This is a genomic window from Proteus myxofaciens ATCC 19692 (assembly GCF_001654855.1).
GTDB lineage: Bacteria > Pseudomonadota > Gammaproteobacteria > Enterobacterales > Enterobacteriaceae > Proteus > Proteus myxofaciens.
Genome location: NZ_LXEN01000088.1, coordinates 1 through 19792, shown reverse-complemented (window position 1 = coordinate 19792; position 19792 = coordinate 1). Strand labels below are relative to the sequence as shown.

General features: G+C 37.2%; 17 protein-coding genes. 6 read left to right on the top strand and 11 right to left on the bottom strand.

From position 1 onward, the window contains the following. Nucleotides 1-70: 70 nt before the first annotated feature. Both murI and btuB read right to left on the bottom strand, forming a co-directional pair. On the bottom strand, nt 71-937 hold the full coding sequence (gene murI / locus M983_RS09025) for a glutamate racemase (protein WP_066749749.1): 867 nt from the start codon (nt 935-937) through the stop codon (nt 71-73). Continuing rightward, a complete protein-coding gene (btuB, locus tag M983_RS09020) occupies nt 882-2735 on the bottom strand; it encodes a TonB-dependent vitamin B12 receptor BtuB (protein ID WP_066749748.1) in 1854 nt (617 codons plus the stop codon). Before btuB ends, murI begins: the two co-directional genes overlap by 56 nt. A 162-nt stretch (nt 2736-2897) precedes the next feature. Here btuB and trmA point away from each other — a divergent pair, with 162 nt between their 5' ends. Beyond that, nucleotides 2898-3995: a tRNA (uridine(54)-C5)-methyltransferase TrmA gene (gene trmA, locus M983_RS09015; protein ID WP_066749747.1), complete on the top strand. Its 1098-nt coding sequence runs from the start codon at nt 2898-2900 to the stop codon at nt 3993-3995. 126 nt (nt 3996-4121) lie between these two features. On the opposite strand, the gene M983_RS09010 is transcribed toward trmA, so the two are convergent. Both M983_RS09010 and fabR read right to left on the bottom strand, forming a co-directional pair. Continuing rightward, nucleotides 4122-4517 (bottom strand): YijD family membrane protein, encoded by a 396-nt coding sequence (locus tag M983_RS09010; RefSeq protein ID WP_083954581.1) that lies wholly within the window; start codon nt 4515-4517, stop codon nt 4122-4124. Then, a complete protein-coding gene (fabR, locus tag M983_RS09005; RefSeq protein ID WP_066749745.1) occupies nt 4517-5197 on the bottom strand; it encodes an HTH-type transcriptional repressor FabR in 681 nt (226 codons plus the stop codon). The genes M983_RS09010 and fabR overlap by 1 nt, the downstream gene beginning before the upstream one ends. Nucleotides 5198-5395: 198 nt before the next feature. Between fabR and sthA the strand changes: the two genes are divergently transcribed. Continuing rightward, nucleotides 5396-6793 carry a Si-specific NAD(P)(+) transhydrogenase gene (gene sthA / locus M983_RS09000; RefSeq protein ID WP_066749744.1) on the top strand — a complete coding sequence of 466 codons (1398 nt, stop codon included), beginning with the start codon at nt 5396-5398 and terminating at the stop codon, nt 6791-6793. Here sthA and oxyR read toward each other — a convergent pair. From oxyR to argC, 5 genes are all read right to left on the bottom strand, one after another. After that, the gene (gene oxyR / locus M983_RS08995) at nt 6785-7702 is read right to left on the bottom strand and encodes a DNA-binding transcriptional regulator OxyR (protein WP_066749743.1); all 918 of its coding nucleotides are present in this window, start codon (nt 7700-7702) and stop codon (nt 6785-6787) included. The two genes, sthA and oxyR, sit on opposite strands and share 9 nt — an antisense overlap. Before the next feature lie 195 nt (nt 7703-7897). After that, nucleotides 7898-9274, bottom strand: a complete 1377-nt coding sequence (gene argH / locus M983_RS08990) for an argininosuccinate lyase (protein WP_066749742.1) — start codon at nt 9272-9274, stop codon at nt 7898-7900. A 95-nt stretch (nt 9275-9369) separates the two neighbouring features. After that, nucleotides 9370-10578: an argininosuccinate synthase gene (locus M983_RS08985; protein ID WP_066749741.1), complete on the bottom strand. Its 1209-nt coding sequence runs from the start codon at nt 10576-10578 to the stop codon at nt 9370-9372. Nucleotides 10579-10653: 75 nt separating this feature from the next. Beyond that, a complete protein-coding gene (argB, locus tag M983_RS08980; RefSeq protein ID WP_066749740.1) occupies nt 10654-11427 on the bottom strand; it encodes an acetylglutamate kinase in 774 nt (257 codons plus the stop codon). 20 nt (nt 11428-11447) lie between these two features. Continuing rightward, complete coding sequence (gene argC, locus M983_RS08975) at nt 11448-12452, bottom strand: N-acetyl-gamma-glutamyl-phosphate reductase (protein WP_066749739.1); 1005 nt, start codon at nt 12450-12452, stop codon at nt 11448-11450. A gap of 100 nt (nt 12453-12552) precedes the next feature. On the opposite strand from argC, the gene argE reads away from it, so the two are divergent. After that, nucleotides 12553-13716 (top strand): acetylornithine deacetylase, encoded by a 1164-nt coding sequence (gene argE / locus M983_RS08970; protein ID WP_066749738.1) that lies wholly within the window; start codon nt 12553-12555, stop codon nt 13714-13716. A gap of 72 nt (nt 13717-13788) precedes the next feature. Here argE and poxB read toward each other — a convergent pair whose 3' ends face one another. Beyond that, the gene (poxB, locus tag M983_RS08965) at nt 13789-15513 is read right to left on the bottom strand and encodes a ubiquinone-dependent pyruvate dehydrogenase (protein ID WP_066749737.1); all 1725 of its coding nucleotides are present in this window, start codon (nt 15511-15513) and stop codon (nt 13789-13791) included. Nucleotides 15514-16109: 596 nt separating this feature from the next. Here poxB and M983_RS08960 point away from each other — a divergent pair. Genes M983_RS08960 through M983_RS08950 form a run of 3 tightly spaced genes read left to right on the top strand, consistent with a single transcriptional unit; the run spans nt 16110 to nt 18555 of the window. Beyond that, complete coding sequence (locus M983_RS08960) at nt 16110-16931, top strand: DUF3100 domain-containing protein (protein ID WP_066749736.1); 822 nt, start codon at nt 16110-16112, stop codon at nt 16929-16931. Beyond that, nucleotides 16928-17377: a hypothetical protein gene (locus M983_RS08955; protein WP_066749735.1), complete on the top strand. Its 450-nt coding sequence runs from the start codon at nt 16928-16930 to the stop codon at nt 17375-17377. Before M983_RS08960 ends, M983_RS08955 begins: the two co-directional genes overlap by 4 nt. Next, nucleotides 17377-18555, top strand: coding sequence for a M20 metallopeptidase family protein (locus tag M983_RS08950; RefSeq protein WP_066749734.1), 1179 nt, complete (start codon nt 17377-17379; stop codon nt 18553-18555). Before M983_RS08955 ends, M983_RS08950 begins: the two co-directional genes overlap by 1 nt. Before the next feature lie 83 nt (nt 18556-18638). Here the strand turns inward: M983_RS08950 and M983_RS08945 are convergent, their stop codons facing one another. Then, nucleotides 18639-19655, bottom strand: a complete 1017-nt coding sequence (locus tag M983_RS08945) for a LysR substrate-binding domain-containing protein (protein ID WP_066749733.1) — start codon at nt 19653-19655, stop codon at nt 18639-18641. Nucleotides 19656-19792 lie beyond the last annotated feature (137 nt).

Genomic DNA, 19792 nt, shown 5'->3' with positions numbered 1-19792 from the left:
AGTTTTCTGAGTGTGGCAACACTTATTTTAATATTTTTTACTGACCGTTGATTTTTCACCCAAATTGCACTTAAAGCGAAAGTTTTTTAAGCAATTCAAAGCCAAAACCACCTAAAACTGGTTTTAATCGTTCGCTATTCTCATCTTCTTTTAAGCAATAAGCGAAGCTAATTTCATTTGAACCTTTAATTTCTTCCTGATTTACGACTAACCACGCTGTTCTTCGCGCAATTGCAGCACCGGAATCAATAATTCGTGTGCCATCCGGCAAAATAGACAATAATTCATCAGTCAGTAAAGGAAAGTGAGTACAACCTAATACAACGGTATCAGGCGGTTCTTTCATTTTTAGCCAAGGTGTCAGAATAGTGCGTAGCGCATCTAACGGCACATCTTCTCCATGTAATTTCTTCTCTGCTAACTCCACCAGCTCAGCGGAACCTAAACAATGCACTTTACAATCTGTTGCAAAACGTTCTATTAGCTCTTGAGTATAAGGCCTTTTGACGGTTGCCCTTGTTGCAAGTAATCCGACAACACCATTGCACGTTAATTTAGCTGCTGGTTTGATTGCAGGTACAACACCAATAATTGGAATATCAGTAAATTTGGTACGCAAAGAAGGTAACGTCACAGTACTTGCGGTATTACATGCAATCACAATAGCGGCAAGAGAATGCTTTTGTGCAACTGCGGTTATAATATTCATTACTCGTTCGATTATAAACTCTGGTGATTTTTCACCATAAGGGAAAGCTTCATTATCGAAAACGTAGATATAGTGAGCATTCGGCAGTTTTTCACGGATCTCACGATAAACAGATAAGCCACCAACCCCAGAGTCAAAAACGAGAACTGTAGGGTCAGTTACTTTTGGTATATTAGAAGTTGTAGCTTCCAGTGAGGAAGTATTCACGCCCAGGTGTGCGATAGCCATAAGCTGTCTCATAATCTTTATCAAACAGATTAGCTATTCTACCACGAATTGAGAATTGAGATGTAATAGGATATGACGCTGTGATATCCCAAAGGCTAACACCGGCTAATTTGACTCTTTGAGTTGGGAATTGGTTATAATCATTATCATAACGCTTACCTATATATTGATATTGAATACCCCAATCAATATCTCCTGTTATCCAATCTACTTGATATTTAAGCTGTTGTTTTGCTCTTCTGCTTAATAAATGATTATTAGCATCTCTTGCATCAATATATTGAAGTGTTAGTTGATGATGGAATAATCCCGTATCCACTTCACCAACCCATTCTGCCCCTTTAATTTTGGCATTGCTGTAATTGATATAAGTGTTGTTATTAAATGCAATAAGGTTATCGATATCATTCTTATAGAGAGATAAACGCCAATCAACACCTTGCGTTATCCCTTCAACTCCGGCTTCCCATTGTTTACTTTTTTCTGGGTTTAAATGGGGATTACCTTTTATTCCCCATGATGGGTTATCAGCATATAATTGTCCTAAGGTTGGGGCTTTAAATGCTGTACCATAAGAGGCGATTAATCTATAGTTATCAATAAATTCCCAACCAATACTCGTTTGCCACGTAGAATGCCAACCAAATTCATCGTGATTATCTGAACGTACAGCACCTTCTACTATTAGTGTATTGAACTGTTTTTGTCCTGTAAGGTATATCCCCGTATTATCAACCGTCTGTTTATTAGGGACTGATGCAGAATGCGCTTCTATGATTTGACGTTGCCAATCCACACCACTGCTTAACATACCGTTTTCAATAAGTAAGGTATTACCCCATTGCACATTATATTGCTTAGCATTATCAACAGAAGAACCCAAGCCATCTCGTCCATTGGTTGAGATGTAATTGTAATCCTTAGTTTGGTTATACGCGGTAATTATCTGGCTAAAATAGTTATTTTGATGAAATTTAATGCCTGCTTCATAACTACGGTTATACGCTTTACTTTGATCGGTTCCACCAGCATAAGTGGCTGCATAAGTTGTACGATTATCATAACCAAAGCCTTTTACGTAACCTTGAATGTGGTCATTAAAAGTATGGTCTAGACCAAGCCAATACGATTTATTAAGAAAGCCATGCGCATCGTGATAAGGTGCTGCCACGGGTACGGTATCATCTACTACATTAATTCCTTTTGTGTAAGTATATCCACCAGCCATAGATAATGTTGTGTTATCCCCCATTTTTTGTTGTGTTGAGCCATTATAGTTTTGATAACCATGGCTTCCCATGCTGGCATTTAATGTCGAGCCATCCTGTTGACGTTTAGTCATAAAATTAATAACACCACCAATCGCATCTGAGCCATAAACAGCAGAGCGAGGTCCTCTTATATATTCAATACGTTGAATAAGAGAAAGAGGAAGTTGGCTTAAATCATAAGAGCCAGATATTCCAGCCTGATTTGTTCTGACACCATCAATTAAAATTAAGACATGACGAGATTCACTACCCCGTATAAAAACATTGCTCATCTGCCCTATTCCGCCATTTTGAGCAATATCAATGCCTGGCATTCTACGTAATACATCAAGTACACTATTACTTTGCCAGCGATCTATCTGATCGCGTTCAATTACGGTTATAGGCGCTAATATCGAAGAAAGCGGTTCTTGAAAACGATTTGCTGTTACACTTAATTTATCATTATTCTCAGCCCATACAGCTGTACTACTTGCCATTACGCCAATGGTAATACTTGACAGAAAAATATTTTTTTTATTATTCATACATTCCATATTCAACAAAAGCCCATTGTATCTACTTACTGATATCTATTTTTATTGATTAAGCCTAGAAATTGTCTATGAAGAAGACTGGACATCTTCATAAGGATCTCTACAATTTCGCTCGCTTAACTTTATTACTGCCAAAGGCAAGGCCAGATTACTATGCAGAATTTATCACCAACGCAAACATATCAATCTCAACTGGATGAAAAAACACAACGAATAAAGATGATGATGGCGCCTTTTAACGCACCAGAACCTAATGTTTTTTCATCACCAGAACAACATTATCGTATGCGCGCTGAATTTCGCATCTGGCATGAACAAGATTCGCTTTATCATATTATGTTCGATCAAAAGACTAAACAGCGAATTCGTGTTGATAATTTTCCTATTGCTAGCCAGTTAATTAATCAAATGATGGTCGCTTTATTAGCAGAAATAAAAGATAAGCCAATCCTACGACAAAAATTGTTCCAAGTTGATTACCTTTCGACGTTAAGTAATAAAATTATTGTTTCTTTGCTTTATCACAAAAAAATTGATGAAACTTGGCAACAAGAAGCGACAGAATTACGCAATACACTCATTAATCAAGGCTTTGATGTCCAATTAATTGGGCGCGCTTATAAAACAAAAATTATGCTCGATAATGATTTTATTGATGAAATACTGCCAGTGGCTGGTAAAAAGATGATCTATCGCCAAGTAGAGAATAGCTTTACGCAACCTAATGCACAGGTCAATATTAAGATGTTAGAGTGGGCGTTAGAAGCGACTGAAGGCGCTAAAGGCGATTTATTAGAATTATATTGTGGTAATGGTAATTTTTCATTAGCGCTTGCGCGTAATTTTGAAAATGTACTTGCAACAGAAATCGCAAAACCTTCAGTAAATGCAGCGCAATATAATATAGCAATGAATAATATCGATAATGTGAAAATTATTCGTATGTCTGCTGAAGATTTTACTCAAGCTATGAATGGCGTTAGAGAATTTAGACGTTTAGAGGGCATTAATTTAAACGACTATCAATGTGAGACTATTTTTGTCGATCCACCTCGTAGTGGTCTTGACGAGAAAACTGTAGAAATGGTTAAAAACTACTCTAGTATTTTATATATTTCTTGTAATCCACAAACGCTTTGTGAAAATTTAGAAACACTAATTAAAACACATAAAATCAGTAAATTGGCGATATTTGATCAATTCCCTTATACTCACCATATTGAATGTGGCGTATTACTAGAGAAAAGATAACCTGTCATTTCACACTTTAGTAGAAAAAAATCATCACTAGTACCGATAAATACAAAAACACCAGCAAAATAACTTGCTGGTGTGAAAATATCGCTGTGTCTCACTCTGCATTAGTGCAAAATAAAATTACTCTGCCCGTGATGCTCTTTGTGCTTCTTGTTCTTCAAAGCGTAAGCGTTGGCGTTGCTTAATTTGTCGGTAAATCCATAAGGCTAAAATCACTAACATAACAGAAGAGAAAAAGTTCGATCCTATATCAGGATTATGAGTTCTCATATACGCGTTATAGCCAAATATTCCGAATAAAAAAAATGAAAAAATAAGCTTTGGCATCCCATTTGTCATAGCTTGATGCAAATAACGTTGATGTAAACAATACACAGCTAATACTAAGCTCAGTATTGGAAATATTGATGAATCTTTAACAAGTGGGTTAAAAAGTGCAGAATAAGTACCATGTAAAGCGACACCGATAATTGTAGCAATTAATAGCGGGCCTTTTTCACAGCGGTTTTGTTCCATCATTTGTCTCCTTTTTGATTCATTTTTTTCTTTATTTCTAGAGAATTTTGTATTGGTTTTTCTTCATCACGCCGATACCAAGAATAAGCACCTTTAGCAATCATGCGCAATTGTATGACTAATCGTTCTTCTAATTGTTGGCGCTTTTCAATATCAATATCGAGCGCCTCAGCACCTGCACTAAATACAATAGTCACCATTGCTTCAGCTTGCATTTCTGTGAAGTAGCGAGGCATATGACTTTCTAGCTCAAGATAGTCTGCCAGCTCCGCAATAAAATGTTGGATCTCTCGTGCGACAGCGGCACGAAATTCAGCAGAAGTGCCAGAGCGCTCACGTAATAATAAGCGGAAAGCATTCGGATTATTACCAATAAATTCCATAAAGGTAGATACAGAGGTTTTGATAACACTTCCACCTTTAGCGATACGTTGACGAGCTTGCCTCATTAGTTGGCGTAGCATTAATCCACTTTCATCAACCATAGTCAGCCCCAATTCATCAACATCTTTAAAATGACGATAGAATGAAGTTGGTGCAATTCCTGCTTCTCTGGCAACCTCTCGTAGACTTAAACTTGTAAAACTACGCTCAGCACTCAGTTGACTAAATGCAGCTTCGATTAAAGAACGGCGCGTCTTTTCTTTTTGTTTCGCTCTGATGCCAATATTATTGCTCACAGAAATCCTGATAATCCTTAATTGGTTTATTATCAATATATCAAACTTTACGAGAAAATAAGTCTTCCAATCATCTATAAAGAAACATTCTCAGAGAAACTTAAATAAAGTGTGACTAATATCCTTAATGTTAATTGGGATATTAATCATTACAATGTTAATATAGCGTTGTCGATTTGTATAAAACAGGTCTATTCTATGCAACATTCTCATTTTGATGCAATTGTTATCGGTTCAGGTCCTGGCGGTGAAGGCGCGGCCATGGGACTTGTTAAACAAGGAAAACGCGTCGCCGTTATTGAACGTTATAATAAAGTCGGTGGTGGTTGTACTCACTGGGGTACTATTCCTTCAAAAGCGTTACGTCATGCGGTTAGTCGAATTATAGAGTTTAATCAAAATCCGCTATATAGTGACCAATCACGCCTTATTTATACCTCATTTTCACAAATTCTTAGTCAAGCTAGTACCGTTATTCGTCAACAAACAAAAATGCGTCAAGGTTTTTATGAGCGCAATTGTTGTACGATGTATTCTGGTGAAGCTGCATTTATCGATGAACACAGAATTAGTGTTCGTTATCCTGATGGAACATGTGACATTCTTTCCGCCGATAATTTTATTATCGCAACAGGCTCTCGCCCTTATTGCCCACCCGATGTCGATTTCTCACATTCTCGTATTTATAACAGTGACACTATACTTGATCTTGAGCATGAACCTCGTCATGTGATTATTTATGGTGCTGGTGTTATTGGATGTGAATATGCTTCAATCTTTAGAGGTTTACGCGTTAAAGTCGATTTAATTAATACTCGTGACCATCTTCTTTCATTTCTTGATCAAGAGATGTCTGATGCCCTTTCTTATCATTTTTGGAATAACGGAATTGTTATTCGCCATAATGAAGAATACGAGAAAATTGAAGGTGTTGATGATGGCGTTATTGTTCACCTTAAATCAGGAAAAAAGGTTAAATCAGACTGCTTACTGTATGCCAATGGTAGAACCGGTAATACAGATACCCTTGGCTTAGAAAATGTCGGTATTAAAATAGATAGCCGTGGTCAAATATCAGTAAATGCGCATTATCAAACAAGTTGTGAACATATTTACGCTGTTGGTGACGTTATTGGTTATCCAAGTTTAGCCTCTGCCGCTTATGATCAAGGCCGAATTGCCGCACTCGCGATGACAACAGGTAAATCTGAGTCTCATTTAATTGAAGATATTCCAACAGGTATTTATACCATTCCTGAAATCAGTTCAGTCGGTAAAACAGAACAACAACTCACCGCAATGAAAATCCCTTATGAAGTTGGTCGCTCTCAATTTAAGCATTTAGCAAGAGCACAAATAGCGGGAATGAATGTGGGTAGTTTAAAAATTCTGTTTCACCGTGAGACAAAAGAAATCTTGGGTATTCACTGCTTTGGTGAGCGTGCGGCCGAAATTATTCATATCGGCCAAGCCATTATGGAGCAAAAAGGAGAAGGTAATACTATCGAATATTTCGTTAATACCACCTTCAACTATCCAACAATGGCGGAAGCCTATCGTGTTGCGGCATTAAATGGCTTAAACCGTTTATTTTAAGATCTCTTGTTTAGAGATATAAAATGCACTCATGTATTCACGAATAGTCTCTGCAAGTTGCTCATAACGATTACGTAGTGGTGAACCAGGACGATACACCAAGATAATTGAACGTGATGGGAATGGATCTGTACAATCTAAATAACAGACACCATCACGTTTATTCTCTTGAGGTACAGCCAAATCAGGCAGTAATGTAATACCACTTCCCGCAGCAACCATATTGCGTAACGTTTCTAAGCTTGTTGCTCTAAAGTGGGTATCTTCTTTTGCACCAGCCTGAAAACAAAAACCCAACGCTTGATCACGTAAACAGTGGCCATCTTCTAGCATTAATAAACGTTGCCCCGCTAAGTCCCCCATAGGTACAGAAGTTCTATCGTGCCATGGATGCTCTTCATAAACAGCCAATTTCATTGGCTCTTCAAATAAAGGTACTTCAATAAATGGAGCACTTTCTTTCACCATCGCTAAAATGGCACAATCTAGCTTCCCTGTATCAAGTTGCGCTAATAAATTTTGAGTTTGCGCTTCATGAAGATACATCTCTAATTTTGGATAGCATTTATGTAATTCAGGAATAATATGAGGTAATAAATAAGGACCAACAGTAGGAATAAGTCCTATATGTAAAGGTCCTGCCATACTCTCACCCTGCAATGACGCCATTTCTTGTAATACTTTAACTTCTCTTAAAACCGTTTTAGCCTGATCCACCAACAATAAACCTTGTTGAGTAAATAAAACCTTACGACTAGTTCGTTCAAGTAACATGACGCCAAGTTCGTCTTCCAGTTTGCGGATTTGACCGCTCAACGTCGGTTGGCTTACATGACAAGCATCTGCTGCACGACGAAAATGTTTATGCTCAGCTAGAGCTACCAGATATTCCAAATCACGGATATTCATTGCAGATCCCATTTCATTGCTGATAGTTAATGTCTATAGATAATATAGCAAATGATAATTTTTTCTATCTATCTCATCTTATTCTCTAACTATTCCAGATAGTATTTAATAGTAAACCGTATTTATTCAATAAAAAAACAGGGTTCTTCAACCCTGTTTTCTAGAAAAAAAGTTAATTGGAACAATAAAATAGAGTTATTTCATTAAATTTTCTTTTGCCTTAGATAATGCATAAGCAACTTGTTTTTGAGAAACACCGCCTTTTGCCAATCGCTTATCTAAGCAAGACTGCAACGATAAGATATGATAAACATCAACCGTTATTTTATCGCTAAATTTTTGTAGTTCAGAAAGTGTTAATTCTTCAAGCGCTTTGCCTTGTGCGATTGCATATACAACCACTTCACCTACAATATGGTGCGCTTGACGAAAAGGAATACCTTTTGCAACTAAGTAGTCTGCTAATTCTGTTGCATTAGCATAGCCTTGTTTAGCCGCTTCTTCACAGCGAGGACGTTTAATTTGGATACCATCAAGAACTAGCGTGGCTAATTGTAAGCAATCAAACCATGTATCAATAGCATCAAAAAGGCCTTCTTTGTCTTCTTGCATATCTTTATTATAAGCAAGAGGTAAGCCTTTTAAAGTCATCATCATACCCATTAATGAACCTTGAACGCGACCACATTTACCTCGGATCAGTTCTAGTGCATCAGGATTTTTCTTTTGTGGCATTAATGAAGAACCCGAAGTCACGTTATCTGATAATTCAATAAAGCCTGCTTCACCACTATTAAAAAAAATTAAATCTTCAGCAAAACGAGATAAATGCACCATTCCAAGTGCAGCTGTAGAGAGTAATTCAACAACATGATCTCTATCTGATACGCTATCTAAACTATTGTTTGTTGCACTAGCAAACCCTAACCATGTTGCAAGTTGATCACGATCGATATCATAAGCAGTACCTGCTAAAGCACCACAGCCAAGTGGGCTAATATTCAAACGTTTAAGTGCATCCGCAAGACGACTTTCGTCTCTTGCCAGCATTTCATTATATGCTAAACACCAATGTGCGAATGTAACAGGTTGAGCTCGTTGTAAGTGAGTATATCCAGGCATCACAGCATCTTGGTTTTTCTCAGCTGTTGCGACTAATACTTTTTGTAATTCAATAATCGCCTGTCTAAGATGTGCGACTTCCTCTTTACACCATAACTTTAAATCCGTAGCAACCTGATCGTTACGGCTACGTCCTGTATGTAATTTTTTACCTAAATCACCGACTTTCGCAATCAGTTTACTTTCAACCCAGCTATGAATATCTTCAGCATCACTTTGTAAAATTGATTGTGGATTTGCAGTGACTTCTTCTGATAATTCTTTTAACGCTTGCTCAAGCTGAGCTTGTTCATCTTGCGATAATACACCCACGGTGACTAACGCTTTAGACCAAGCAACTGAACCAAAGATATCTTGTTGCGCTAATCGGAAATCAAATCGTAATGAGTCATTAAATTGTTTAAATCGTTGATCTGCTTCCTGACTAAAACGTCCACCCCAGAGTGCCATAATCGCATCCTTATTTATTCCAACATTGTATTCTAAAATCAAAAAAGTAGAGTGACACTGAGAGAGACACGTTGTATCACTCCATTACCATTATTTTATTTCTTACTCAGCGCTCTGATACGTGATGGCAGGGAATATAAACGGATAAACCCTTCAGCATGACTATGATCGTAAACTTCATCTTCGCCAAACGTCGCAAATTCTTCAGAATATAAACTGTTTTCAGATTGTTTTTGAATTGCGTTAACGTGACCTTTATACAATTCTAATACCACTTCACCATTAACATCTTTAGCTAAAGATTCAGCAGCCGCTTGAAGTGATGCACGGATTGGCGTAAACCAGCGACCATCATAGGTCACATAAGACATTTCTAGCCCAAGTTGTTGACGCCATTTAAACGCATCTCTATCAAGAACCAGCTGTTCGACACCACGTAATGCAGCCATCATTAAAGTACCACCTGGTGTTTCATAACAACCACGAGATTTCATACCCACTAAGCGGTTTTCAACAATATCGATACGACCAATACCATGTTTTGCACCTAATACATTCAACTCTTCTAAGCATTGGAAAGGCGATTTTGCTTGTCCATTTACAGCAACAACTTCACCTGATTTTACAGTAATAGTGACCAACTCTGATTTTTCTGGTGCTTCTTGTGGGCTTACAGTCCATACCCAACAATCTTTATTTGACGCATTCCATGGACTTTCTAATACTCCACCTTCTGTTGAAATATGCCATGCATTTTCATCTCGGCTATAAATTTTTTCCAGTGTTGCTGTTGTTGGAATATTACGCTCTTTTAAATAATCTAATAATGCTTCACGAGAACGTAAATCCCACTCTCTCCAAGGTGCAATCACTTTTAATTGAGGAGCCAGCGCGGTGTAAGTACTTTCAAAACGAACCTGATCGTTACCTTTTCCTGTTGCACCATGTGATAGTGCATCAGCACCTACTTTTAAGGCTAATTCAACTTGTGCTTTTGCAATGACAGGACGAGCCATTGAAGTTCCTAATAGGTAACTTCCTTCATATAAAGCACCTGTTTTCAATACAGGATAAACATAGTCTTTGATAAACTCTTCACGTAAATCAACGATATAACATTCAGATGCACCAGAAGCTAACGCTTTTTGCTCAACACCGTCTAAATCATCACGGCTTTGACCTACATCCGCCACAAAAGCGATAACCTCACAGTTATCATAATGTTCTTTTAACCAAGGAATAATGGCCGATGTATCAAGACCACCCGAATACGCTAATACAATTTTCTTTATACCTTTAGTCATAGTGATAACCTTTTATTCTGATTTATTTAAATTCTGTTAATTACCCAAGAGTAAAACGTAAGATCTAAAATATTGTTACGCTGAAACACGTGTTCCTATCGCAATACCATTAAAAAGAGCGGTTAATTTTTCAACATCACGCCAACTAGCGATATCAACAGGTCTTCCTAAAGCGCTAGCAGCATCAAGCGCTGCGTTCACTTTTACTATCATGCCGTCAGTAATAATGCCTTGTTCAATCAGTGATTGTGCTTTTTGCGCAGTCATATCAGCGATTTTTTCGCCTTTACCATCTAAAATGCCACTCACATCAGATAACAACGCTAAATCTGCATTTAGTGATTGTGCAATCGCAGTAGCCGCTTGATCTGCATTCACATTCATCAATTCACCTTGTTCAGTCATACCGATAGAGCTGACAATAGGTAAATAACCTGCATTAAGTAATAGATTGAGTAAATTAGGTGAGCCAGGCTCAGCATGACCGGCATAGCCTAGTTCTTCGCTAATTTGGGTGACTTTAGCGAGCTTTCCATCAGCTAATGAAATACCCACCGCATTAAGACCAAAGCGAGTTGCCCATGATAAGAGCGTTTTATTGGCGCTACCTGCTAAAGCCCCAGTGATAATGTCAATTTGATCAGCAGGCGTGACGCGTAAACCGTGTTTTTTAACAATAGGAAGCTTTAATCTATGCATCAGCTCATCAATGAGACAGCCACCACCATGCACAATAATTAAAGGACGAGTGTGAGTTGAACGATATTGTTGTAACGCGGAGAAAAGACGCGTTAAAGCTTCTTCATTATCTAGTAGCACACCGCCAAGTTTGACAATTAAAGGATTCATGAATCTTTCCTACTCATTATTCAAATAAGTGACTCGGTTTCAGCAAAACCAAATCGAATATTCATACATTGCACCGCTTGTGCTGCGGCACCCTTTAGTAAGTTATCTTCTACACCCACAACGATAAGATGCTCACCTTGTTTTGCATAACCGATATCACAAAAAGGTGTTCCAACGACGGCTTTTAGTGCAGGAAAACCTTCGTTATAAACACGCACTAAAGGCTTATCATGATAAGCATCATCAAAAGCCTGTCTGATATCATCTTCTGTTACAGCATAGTTAACTTTACAAGTAATGGTGGCTAAGATGCCTCTCGCAAAATTACCAAGATGTGGTGTAAAAATAACATCAATACCTAAATGCGTTGCAATTTCAGGCTGATGACGATGAGTAAATACCCCATAAGGCTGCAAGCTCACTTCACAAAAGCTACTCGTTAAAGAGGCTTTTCTACCTGCACCACTCACACCACTGGTCGCATTAATTACAGGCCATTGGGCTGTATCTAATAATCCCGCCTCAACCAAAGGTTTTAATGAAAGTTGTGAGACTGTGGGATAACAACCCGGTACCGCAATTAATTGAGCTTGACTAATAAGGTCAGCATTCCATTCAGCAAGCCCGTAAACAGCTTGTGATAGCCAATCACTATTCTTATGTTCGAATCCATAGTATTGTTGATAAAAATGCTCGTTTTGTACTCGATAAGCACCTGATAAATCAAAAACCACACAGCCTTGTTCAAGAAAAATAGGGGCGATGTCATGGCTGATTTCATGGGCTGTTGCTAAGAAAACAATATCAATATTTTCGGCGGCCTTTGCCACATCAATCATCGGCTCTAAAGGTAAATCAACTACACCACGATATTGAGGGTAAAGTTGAGAAAAGCATTTACCTGCATCAGCACTTTGTGCAGATACTGTTAACTTGCTCAGATTTACATGAGGATGCCGCTGAAGATAAGCTGCTAACTCAGCACCGGTGTAACCACTTGCTCCTACAATCAGAGTATTTAACATGTCATTCTTACCTTGTACTATGAACGTAAACCGATTAATGTATTTTTATTCAAAAAAAGTGCATAGATATTGATACTATTATGAAGAAAGGCTGTCAACAGTGAATATTAAATTACCTACATTTATTGAGCTTTATCGCCAATTAATTGCAACACCATCAATTAGCGCCACCGATGCAAAAATGGATCAAAGCAACGAAACTCTTATTCATTTACTTGCTAACTGGCTGGAAATATTAGGTTTTTCTATTGAAATTCAGCCTGTTCCTGATACACGAAATAAATTTAATCTTCTTGCAACGCTAGGTGAAGGAAAAGGAGGGTTATTACTCTGTGGTCATACAGATACCGTTCCTTTTGATGAAGGTCGTTGGACACAAGATCCCTTTACTCTCACAGAGAAAGAAAACAGGTTATATGGATTAGGTACTGCTGATATGAAAGGCTTTTTTGCCTTTATCATTGATGCATTGCGCGATGTTGATACAAAAAATCTATCACAGCCCCTTTATATTTTGGCAACTGCTGACGAAGAAACTTCTATGGCTGGTGCACGTTATTTTGCAGCTCATGCAACTATTCGTCCTGATTTTGCCATTATTGGAGAGCCCACTTCACTTCAACCGATACATGCTCATAAAGGGCATTTATCTAATGCGATACGTATTACAGGACAATCAGGGCACTCTAGTGATCCTGAAAAAGGCGTTAATGCTATTGAATTAATGCATGAATCTATCACACACCTGAGTACATTGCGTGATACCTTAAAAACACGCTATAACAATCCTGCTTTTGTCATTCCATATCCAACAATGAATTTTGGTTATATTCATGGTGGTGATGCTGCAAACCGCATTTGCGGTTGCTGTGAATTGCATATGGATATTCGTCCATTACCAGGATTGACCTTGCAAGATCTTGACAATCTATTACATGAAACGCTAGAACCTGTAAAGGCACGTTGGCCAGGCAGACTGAGTGTTGAGGCTTTACATGATCCTATCCCAGGGTATGAATGTCCTACTGATCATAAATTGGTCGCTGTGATTGAAAAATTACTCGGTGAAAAAGTACAAACCGTCAATTACTGTACTGAAGCCCCATTTATACAAGATCTCTGTCCAACTTTGGTATTAGGCCCTGGTTCCATCGAACAAGCGCATCAACCTGATGAATTTATTGATATGGCCTTTATTGAGCCAACTCGTGAATTAATGGGGCAATTGATTGAGAATTTTTGTTTAATCCCTAAAAATGCATAAAATTAAGACATAAAAAAACCTATCATTTCAATTTGATAGGTTTTTTATCGATTTTATTGCATTAATAACGTTCTATCTTAGCCAATTTGTTTTTGCTAATTGTACTATTTCATCACCTCTACCATTAATAATAGCTTTCATCATATAGAGGCTAAAACCTTTGGCTTGCTCAAATTTAACTTCAGGAGGCATTGAAAGCTCTTGTTTAGCGGTAACAACATCAACAATAACAGGGCCATCATGTTCAAAAGCTTCTTTTAGGGCATTATCTAAATCTTCGCCTTTTTCAACTCTGATACCTTTAATACCTGATGCATTCGCAATAGCAGCAAAATCTGGATTATGTAAGTCAGTACCATCGGTTAAATAGCCCCCTGCTTTCATTTCCATCGCCACAAAGCCCAATACACTGTTGTTAAAAATAATCACTTTAACGGGTAATTTCATTTGAGCGAGTGAAATAAAATCACCCATCAGCATAGTAAAACCACCATCACCACACATCGCAATGACTTGGCGCTTTCTATCTAACGACTGCACACCAATAGCTTGAGCCATCGCATTCGCCATTGAGCCATGGTTAAATGATCCCACTAAACGACGTTTTCCATTCATACCGACATAACGAGCAGCCCATACTGTTGGAGTGCCGACATCACAAGTAAAAATAGCATCATCATTTGCAAGCTCACTTAAACGACGAGCAAGATATTGTGGATGAATGAGCTCACGCTCACTTAATTGTGCTAATGCATCCAAGTCTTTTCGTGCCTTAGCATAGTGTTTTAACGATGAGTCTAAATGAGAGGTATCGCTTTTTTCTTTTAAACGTGGCTGTAATGCATTTAGCGTTGCTTTAATATCGCCAACCATTGCCATATCCACATGGCAATGTGAGCCGATGCTACCTGGATTAAGATCAATTTGAATAATATTGGCTTTTGCAGGATAGAAAGCACGGTAAGGAAATTGAGTACCAAGCAAGACTAAGGTATCTGCATTCTCCATTGCATGATATCCAGAAGAAAAGCCAATTAATCCTGTCATTCCAACACTATACGGATTATTCCATTCGATATGTTCTTTACCGCGTAATGCATGTACAACAGGTGCTTTTAGTGTTTGAGCAAGTTTTATCACTTCATCGTGTGCTTGAGCACAACCAGCACCACACATAAGAGTGATATTTTTTGCACTATTTAAAGCTTCTGATAATTTTTCTATCTCAAAGCGATTAGGCATAATCAGTGGTTGCTGGATAGGATACCAATTTTCACTAGCGTCTTCTGGCGCCGGTTGTAACGCTACATCACCAGGAAGTACAACAACAGCGACACCTTTCTTTAAAATAGCGGTACGCATCGCAATAGCAAGAACTTGAGGAATTTGTTCTGGGTTAGAAATTAACTCACAATAATGGCTACATTCACGAAATAATTCTTGAGGATGAGTTTCTTGGAAATAATTACTACCAATTTCAGCAGAAGGAATATGAGCGGCGATCGCTAAAACAGGGACATGATTACGGTGGCAATCAAAAAGACCATTAATCAGGTGCAAGTTACCCGGTCCACAAGAACCAGCACAAACAGCTAATTCACCACTTATCGCAGCTTCAGCACCAGCGGCGAAAGCAGCCACTTCTTCATGGCGAGTTCCCATCCATTCAATTGTGCCCATTTTACGTAAGCTGTCACTTAATCCATTTAAAGAATCGCCTGTAACGCCCCAAATTCGTTTCACACCAGCATTATTAAGAACTTTAGCAATATAAGTTGCAACGGTTTGCTTACTCATCGTAAATTTCATCCTTTATTCTAGGTAAACTTGCGCTCTGTAAGTAGCCGCCTTACTCGCTATATAGGTAGAATAATCCTTTTCTTATGACCACTTACAGAGAAAATTATTTCACTAACACAAATATAGAGAATAACACCATTCGTCATAATGTCACTGCTAAGCAAGCAATCTAATACGAAAAATAATTAAAATGGAAAACATTAGCATAATGAATAAGTGAGCAAATAAACGACCATATTAATAATCGCATCAAATAAGAATATCTCTCGTTTCTATTTTATTAGAATATAATAAAAACTAGACAATAATCTTTTATAGTTTTATTTTAATAGTTAAAATAATTTTTAATTCTAATTTTTATTTTTCTCAATAAATTAACAAACTCATATTTATTATTGATTATTACTCATTGTCTTTTATCGATAATTTAACTTAGTACAAATTGTTAATCATTTTATGAGCATTATATTATTTCATACCCCATGAAATATAGGTATGAAATAAACATGACGTTGGTCACGCTACATTTCTCTTTTTCTCTTCTAGAATAGAATCTGTTTATTATTGAATGGCATTTTAGCGGAGATTAATGGATGGACAATAGTAGAAGTCCGATAAAGATATTCTTTATCAGTATTCTCGCAGTCCTTTTCTTAATTTTTATTTCACAATATGTGATTGGTAAAAAAGAAATTAAGATTGGCATTGCAGTAATACCTATTTTACCTATGTTGTTTGCTGTCATTATTGGGATGTGTTTATCTGCTGGATTTACCCGTAAAAAGATTAAGGTTTGGGGTAAATTATTCACAGAAAAAGAAGAGGGCTTCTGCGGAAAAATGGTAGGTTTTAGCCTACTTATTTTAGGTACACAATATGCGGGAATGATAGTCCCAAATATAAAAATGATTTTAAGCGTTGGTGTTCCTTTATTTGTTCAAGAGCTTGGCAACCTACTTCCTGTCCTGATTGCTGTTCCATTAGCCATTAAATTTGGCTTTGGTCGTCGTGCAATTGGGGCTTGTTCATCAATTAGCCGTGAACCTTCTATTGCGGTTATTCAAGGTAAATTTGGTACAGGTTCACAAGAATATATTGGTGTTTTAGCCATTTATTTATGTGGTTCTGTTATTGGTACATTATGGTTTAGCGTATTAGGAAGTATTGCGCCATTAACCGGTTTACACCCTCTCGCTTTAGCCGCAGGCTCTGGTGTAGGTTCAGGCTCAATGTTAAGTGCTGCTTCTGGTGCTTTAATTAATGGCCTTGATGAAACTCTTGCACAACAAGTATTAAGTGTTGCTGCCGCCTCTAATTTATTATCTTCCGCACTAGGTGCGTTATCACTGACTTATTTAGGTTTACCTCTTTCTGAAAAAATTTATAAAATTTGTAATAGAGGTAAAACAGAATGAAAAATATAATTATAGATATGAAATTAGTATTCGTTGCTATTTTACTGGCAATGTTTACTCAAACGTTAACATCAGGGATTGCTATTTATGCAATGTGGGACAGCTTTATTGCTATGTCGTTAGTTGTCCTTATTTCTCTTATTGCAAAAAAATATCTACCGTCTTCATTACCTACTTTCGCTTATGCAACGATTATCGGAATTATAATTTGTTTACCCGAAACTCCAGTAAGAGATTTTTTTATTAGCTCAATTGGTAAAGTTTCTTTTTTATCCTGTTGTGTTCCTCTATTAGCATTTGCAGGTTTATCTGTTGGTGGACAATTAGAAGAACTGAAGAAAATGTCATGGAAAGTTATTCTTATTTTTATGATTGTTTCAACTTGTTGTTTCTTCGGTGCATCTATCGTTGCTCAAATTGGTTTTAGTATCCAGGGAGTTATCTAATGAATAATACTTATAATGTCAGTGAAAAACTCTTTCAGTTAAATGACTTTAGTAAAAAAACACGACAAGATTTACATAAAATTCCTGAACTATCAGGTGAAGAATATAAAACATCTAAATATTGTCGTGAATTAATGGAAAGCTTTGGCTATAAAATTAAAACCTTTGAAGGCTATACTGGATTTACTGCTGATTTAATTGTTAACACAAACTTTCCATTAGTTGCTATCCGTGCAGATATGGACGGATTAGAAATGCCAGATTTAACGAATAACGAACATACTTCAATTCATCAAGGTTGTGCTCATAACTGTGGCCACGATACACATATGACTATTGCCTTAACGACAGCAAAATATCTCGCTGCACATCAAGATGAAATGAGCGCTAATGTTCGTTTCATTTTCCAAATGGCAGAAGAAGATATGCGTGTACCTGGCGCCAATAAAATGGTTGAACTAGGTTGTATGGATAACGTTGATGAAGCTTATGCACTTCATAATGATGGCGCACTTGAAACAGGATGTATTCATTTCAATGATGGAGTGATGTCTTCTTATGGCTCAGCGTGGACATTGGATGTTTACGGTATTTCAGCTCATGGTTCAACGCCTCATAAAGGGTTAGATGCCATTCGTGAAACAACGCGATTAATTGATTATATGGATTATGTTGTCGCTAAAAAAACAGATCCTTTCAGTCCTGCTGTTTTTGGATGTGGCATGATTAATGGTGGTACTATTCCTAATGCATTGGCCGATCACGTACAAGCACGTGGTACTATTCGTTCAATGGATGAGAACACCGATCAAATTCTTAAGAAAAGTTTTGATGAAATTGTTGCTCGCAGTACAGCTGGCGGATTTAAAACAACATTAACTTATGCAGGCTATCCTGCCATTGTTAATCATCCAACAGCTCATAAGCGTATCGTAGAAGCGGCTCGTCAATTTTTACCTGAGGAAAATATTCATTCTGAAGGTAAACCAATGACAGGAAGTGAAGATTTTAGCTACATGATCAATGCGACCAAAGATAAAGTCGGTGCAATGTTCTTCTTAGGAAGTGGTAATCAAGCAAAAGGTATTAATAATTACCTACATGCTAATCCGTATTTTATTGATGATGATTGTTTATTAGTTGGTGCTCAAATTTTTATTAATATTCTGACTCGCTAATTAGCTATCTTCTCTAATTTAGCTTAACCCCATTTTGCTGCGCAAAATGGGGTTTCTTTATAATGCGATTTAAATAGCACTGTTTACGTTAGCCCATCGGTTTTGTTGTGCCACTTAACAGAACAGAGATCAGGTAAATTTTCATATACTTCTTTGCTATGCCACTGCATTTCCCACTTATCTGGCATTTGAATAATATTTCTATCGATATGTGGGGCATAAAGCGAGATAAACTCATACATATAATCTTTAATATGGGTGTGTTTGCTTAAGCAAATATGAGTGTAACTTGCTTGCACAAGGTGATCGATATTAATACATTTTAATTTATCATGATCTTTTTCATCGTAAGCAACGGTAGCAATAACACCGATGCCCAATCCTTGCTTAACATAAAACTTAATAATTTCTGTATCCGTCGCAGTTAAAGCCACTTTGGGCTTTAGGTTCTTTTTATAAAATACTTTATCTAACTTTGAACCACGCGTAAAACCAAAAACATAAGTAATCAATGGGTATTGCGCTAACTGTTCTATCGTGACTTTTTCGCCCTCAGGTAATTGTGCAAGAGGATGTTCATAGGGTACTAATACACTGCGAGTCCAACGATAACAAGGTAATGAAATTAAATCTTCATAAAGATGCATGGATTCTGTTGCAATTGCAAAATCAACATCGCCATTTTTTACCATTTCGGCAAGTTGTGCAGGAGCTCCTTGATGAAAATGTAATGAAATATTAGGGTAATACTGTCGAAAATACGCTATTACATTCGGTAATGAATAACGGATTTGGGTATGTGTGGTGGCAATATGCATATCAACTTGTTTATCTCTGTCTTCTTCTACCACAATACTTTTGATTTTATCTATTTGTCCTAAAATATCACATGCAACCTTATGTACTTCTTTTCCCATAGGGCTGAGTGCTAATAAATTATTATTTTTACGCACAAATAAAGAGACATTTAATTCATCTTCTAAAATTTTAAGTTGCTTACTAATTGTCGGTTGTGACGTATATAACTTCTCAGCGGCATTCGTAATGTTGAAGTCACTTTTGACAACTTCAACAAAACTCTTTAATTGATTAATATTCATCGGGTACCTGAGGTAATTTGTACAAAAATGTTAATAATTATTGGTTTTATAAAATAGGCTTTCTAAGTATAAGCAATTATTGGCATACCAATCATATCTTATCTTTTATATGTAGTTTATCTACTACGAGCATTGCG

What these genes read in the sequence shown, in the direction of transcription:
- btuB (WP_066749748.1), bottom strand. Translation starts at nt 2,735, where the DNA reads ATGAATAATAAAAAAAATATTTTTCTGTCAAGTATTACCATTGGCGTA.
- sthA (WP_066749744.1), top strand. Translation starts at nt 5,396, where the DNA reads ATGCAACATTCTCATTTTGATGCAATTGTTATCGGTTCAGGTCCTGGC.
- trmA (WP_066749747.1), top strand. Translation starts at nt 2,898, where the DNA reads ATGCAGAATTTATCACCAACGCAAACATATCAATCTCAACTGGATGAA.
- M983_RS08955 (WP_066749735.1), top strand. Translation starts at nt 16,928, where the DNA reads ATGAAAAATATAATTATAGATATGAAATTAGTATTCGTTGCTATTTTA.
- poxB (WP_066749737.1), bottom strand. Translation starts at nt 15,513, where the DNA reads ATGAGTAAGCAAACCGTTGCAACTTATATTGCTAAAGTTCTTAATAAT.
- M983_RS08960 (WP_066749736.1), top strand. Translation starts at nt 16,110, where the DNA reads ATGGACAATAGTAGAAGTCCGATAAAGATATTCTTTATCAGTATTCTC.
- oxyR (WP_066749743.1), bottom strand. Translation starts at nt 7,702, where the DNA reads ATGAATATCCGTGATTTGGAATATCTGGTAGCTCTAGCTGAGCATAAA.
- murI (WP_066749749.1), bottom strand. Translation starts at nt 937, where the DNA reads ATGGCTATCGCACACCTGGGCGTGAATACTTCCTCACTGGAAGCTACA.
- M983_RS08985 (WP_066749741.1), bottom strand. Translation starts at nt 10,578, where the DNA reads ATGACTAAAGGTATAAAGAAAATTGTATTAGCGTATTCGGGTGGTCTT.
- argC (WP_066749739.1), bottom strand. Translation starts at nt 12,452, where the DNA reads ATGTTAAATACTCTGATTGTAGGAGCAAGTGGTTACACCGGTGCTGAG.
- argB (WP_066749740.1), bottom strand. Translation starts at nt 11,427, where the DNA reads ATGAATCCTTTAATTGTCAAACTTGGCGGTGTGCTACTAGATAATGAA.
- argH (WP_066749742.1), bottom strand. Translation starts at nt 9,274, where the DNA reads ATGGCACTCTGGGGTGGACGTTTTAGTCAGGAAGCAGATCAACGATTT.
- M983_RS09010 (WP_083954581.1), bottom strand. Translation starts at nt 4,517, where the DNA reads ATGGAACAAAACCGCTGTGAAAAAGGCCCGCTATTAATTGCTACAATT.
- M983_RS08950 (WP_066749734.1), top strand. Translation starts at nt 17,377, where the DNA reads ATGAATAATACTTATAATGTCAGTGAAAAACTCTTTCAGTTAAATGAC.
- M983_RS08945 (WP_066749733.1), bottom strand. Translation starts at nt 19,655, where the DNA reads ATGAATATTAATCAATTAAAGAGTTTTGTTGAAGTTGTCAAAAGTGAC.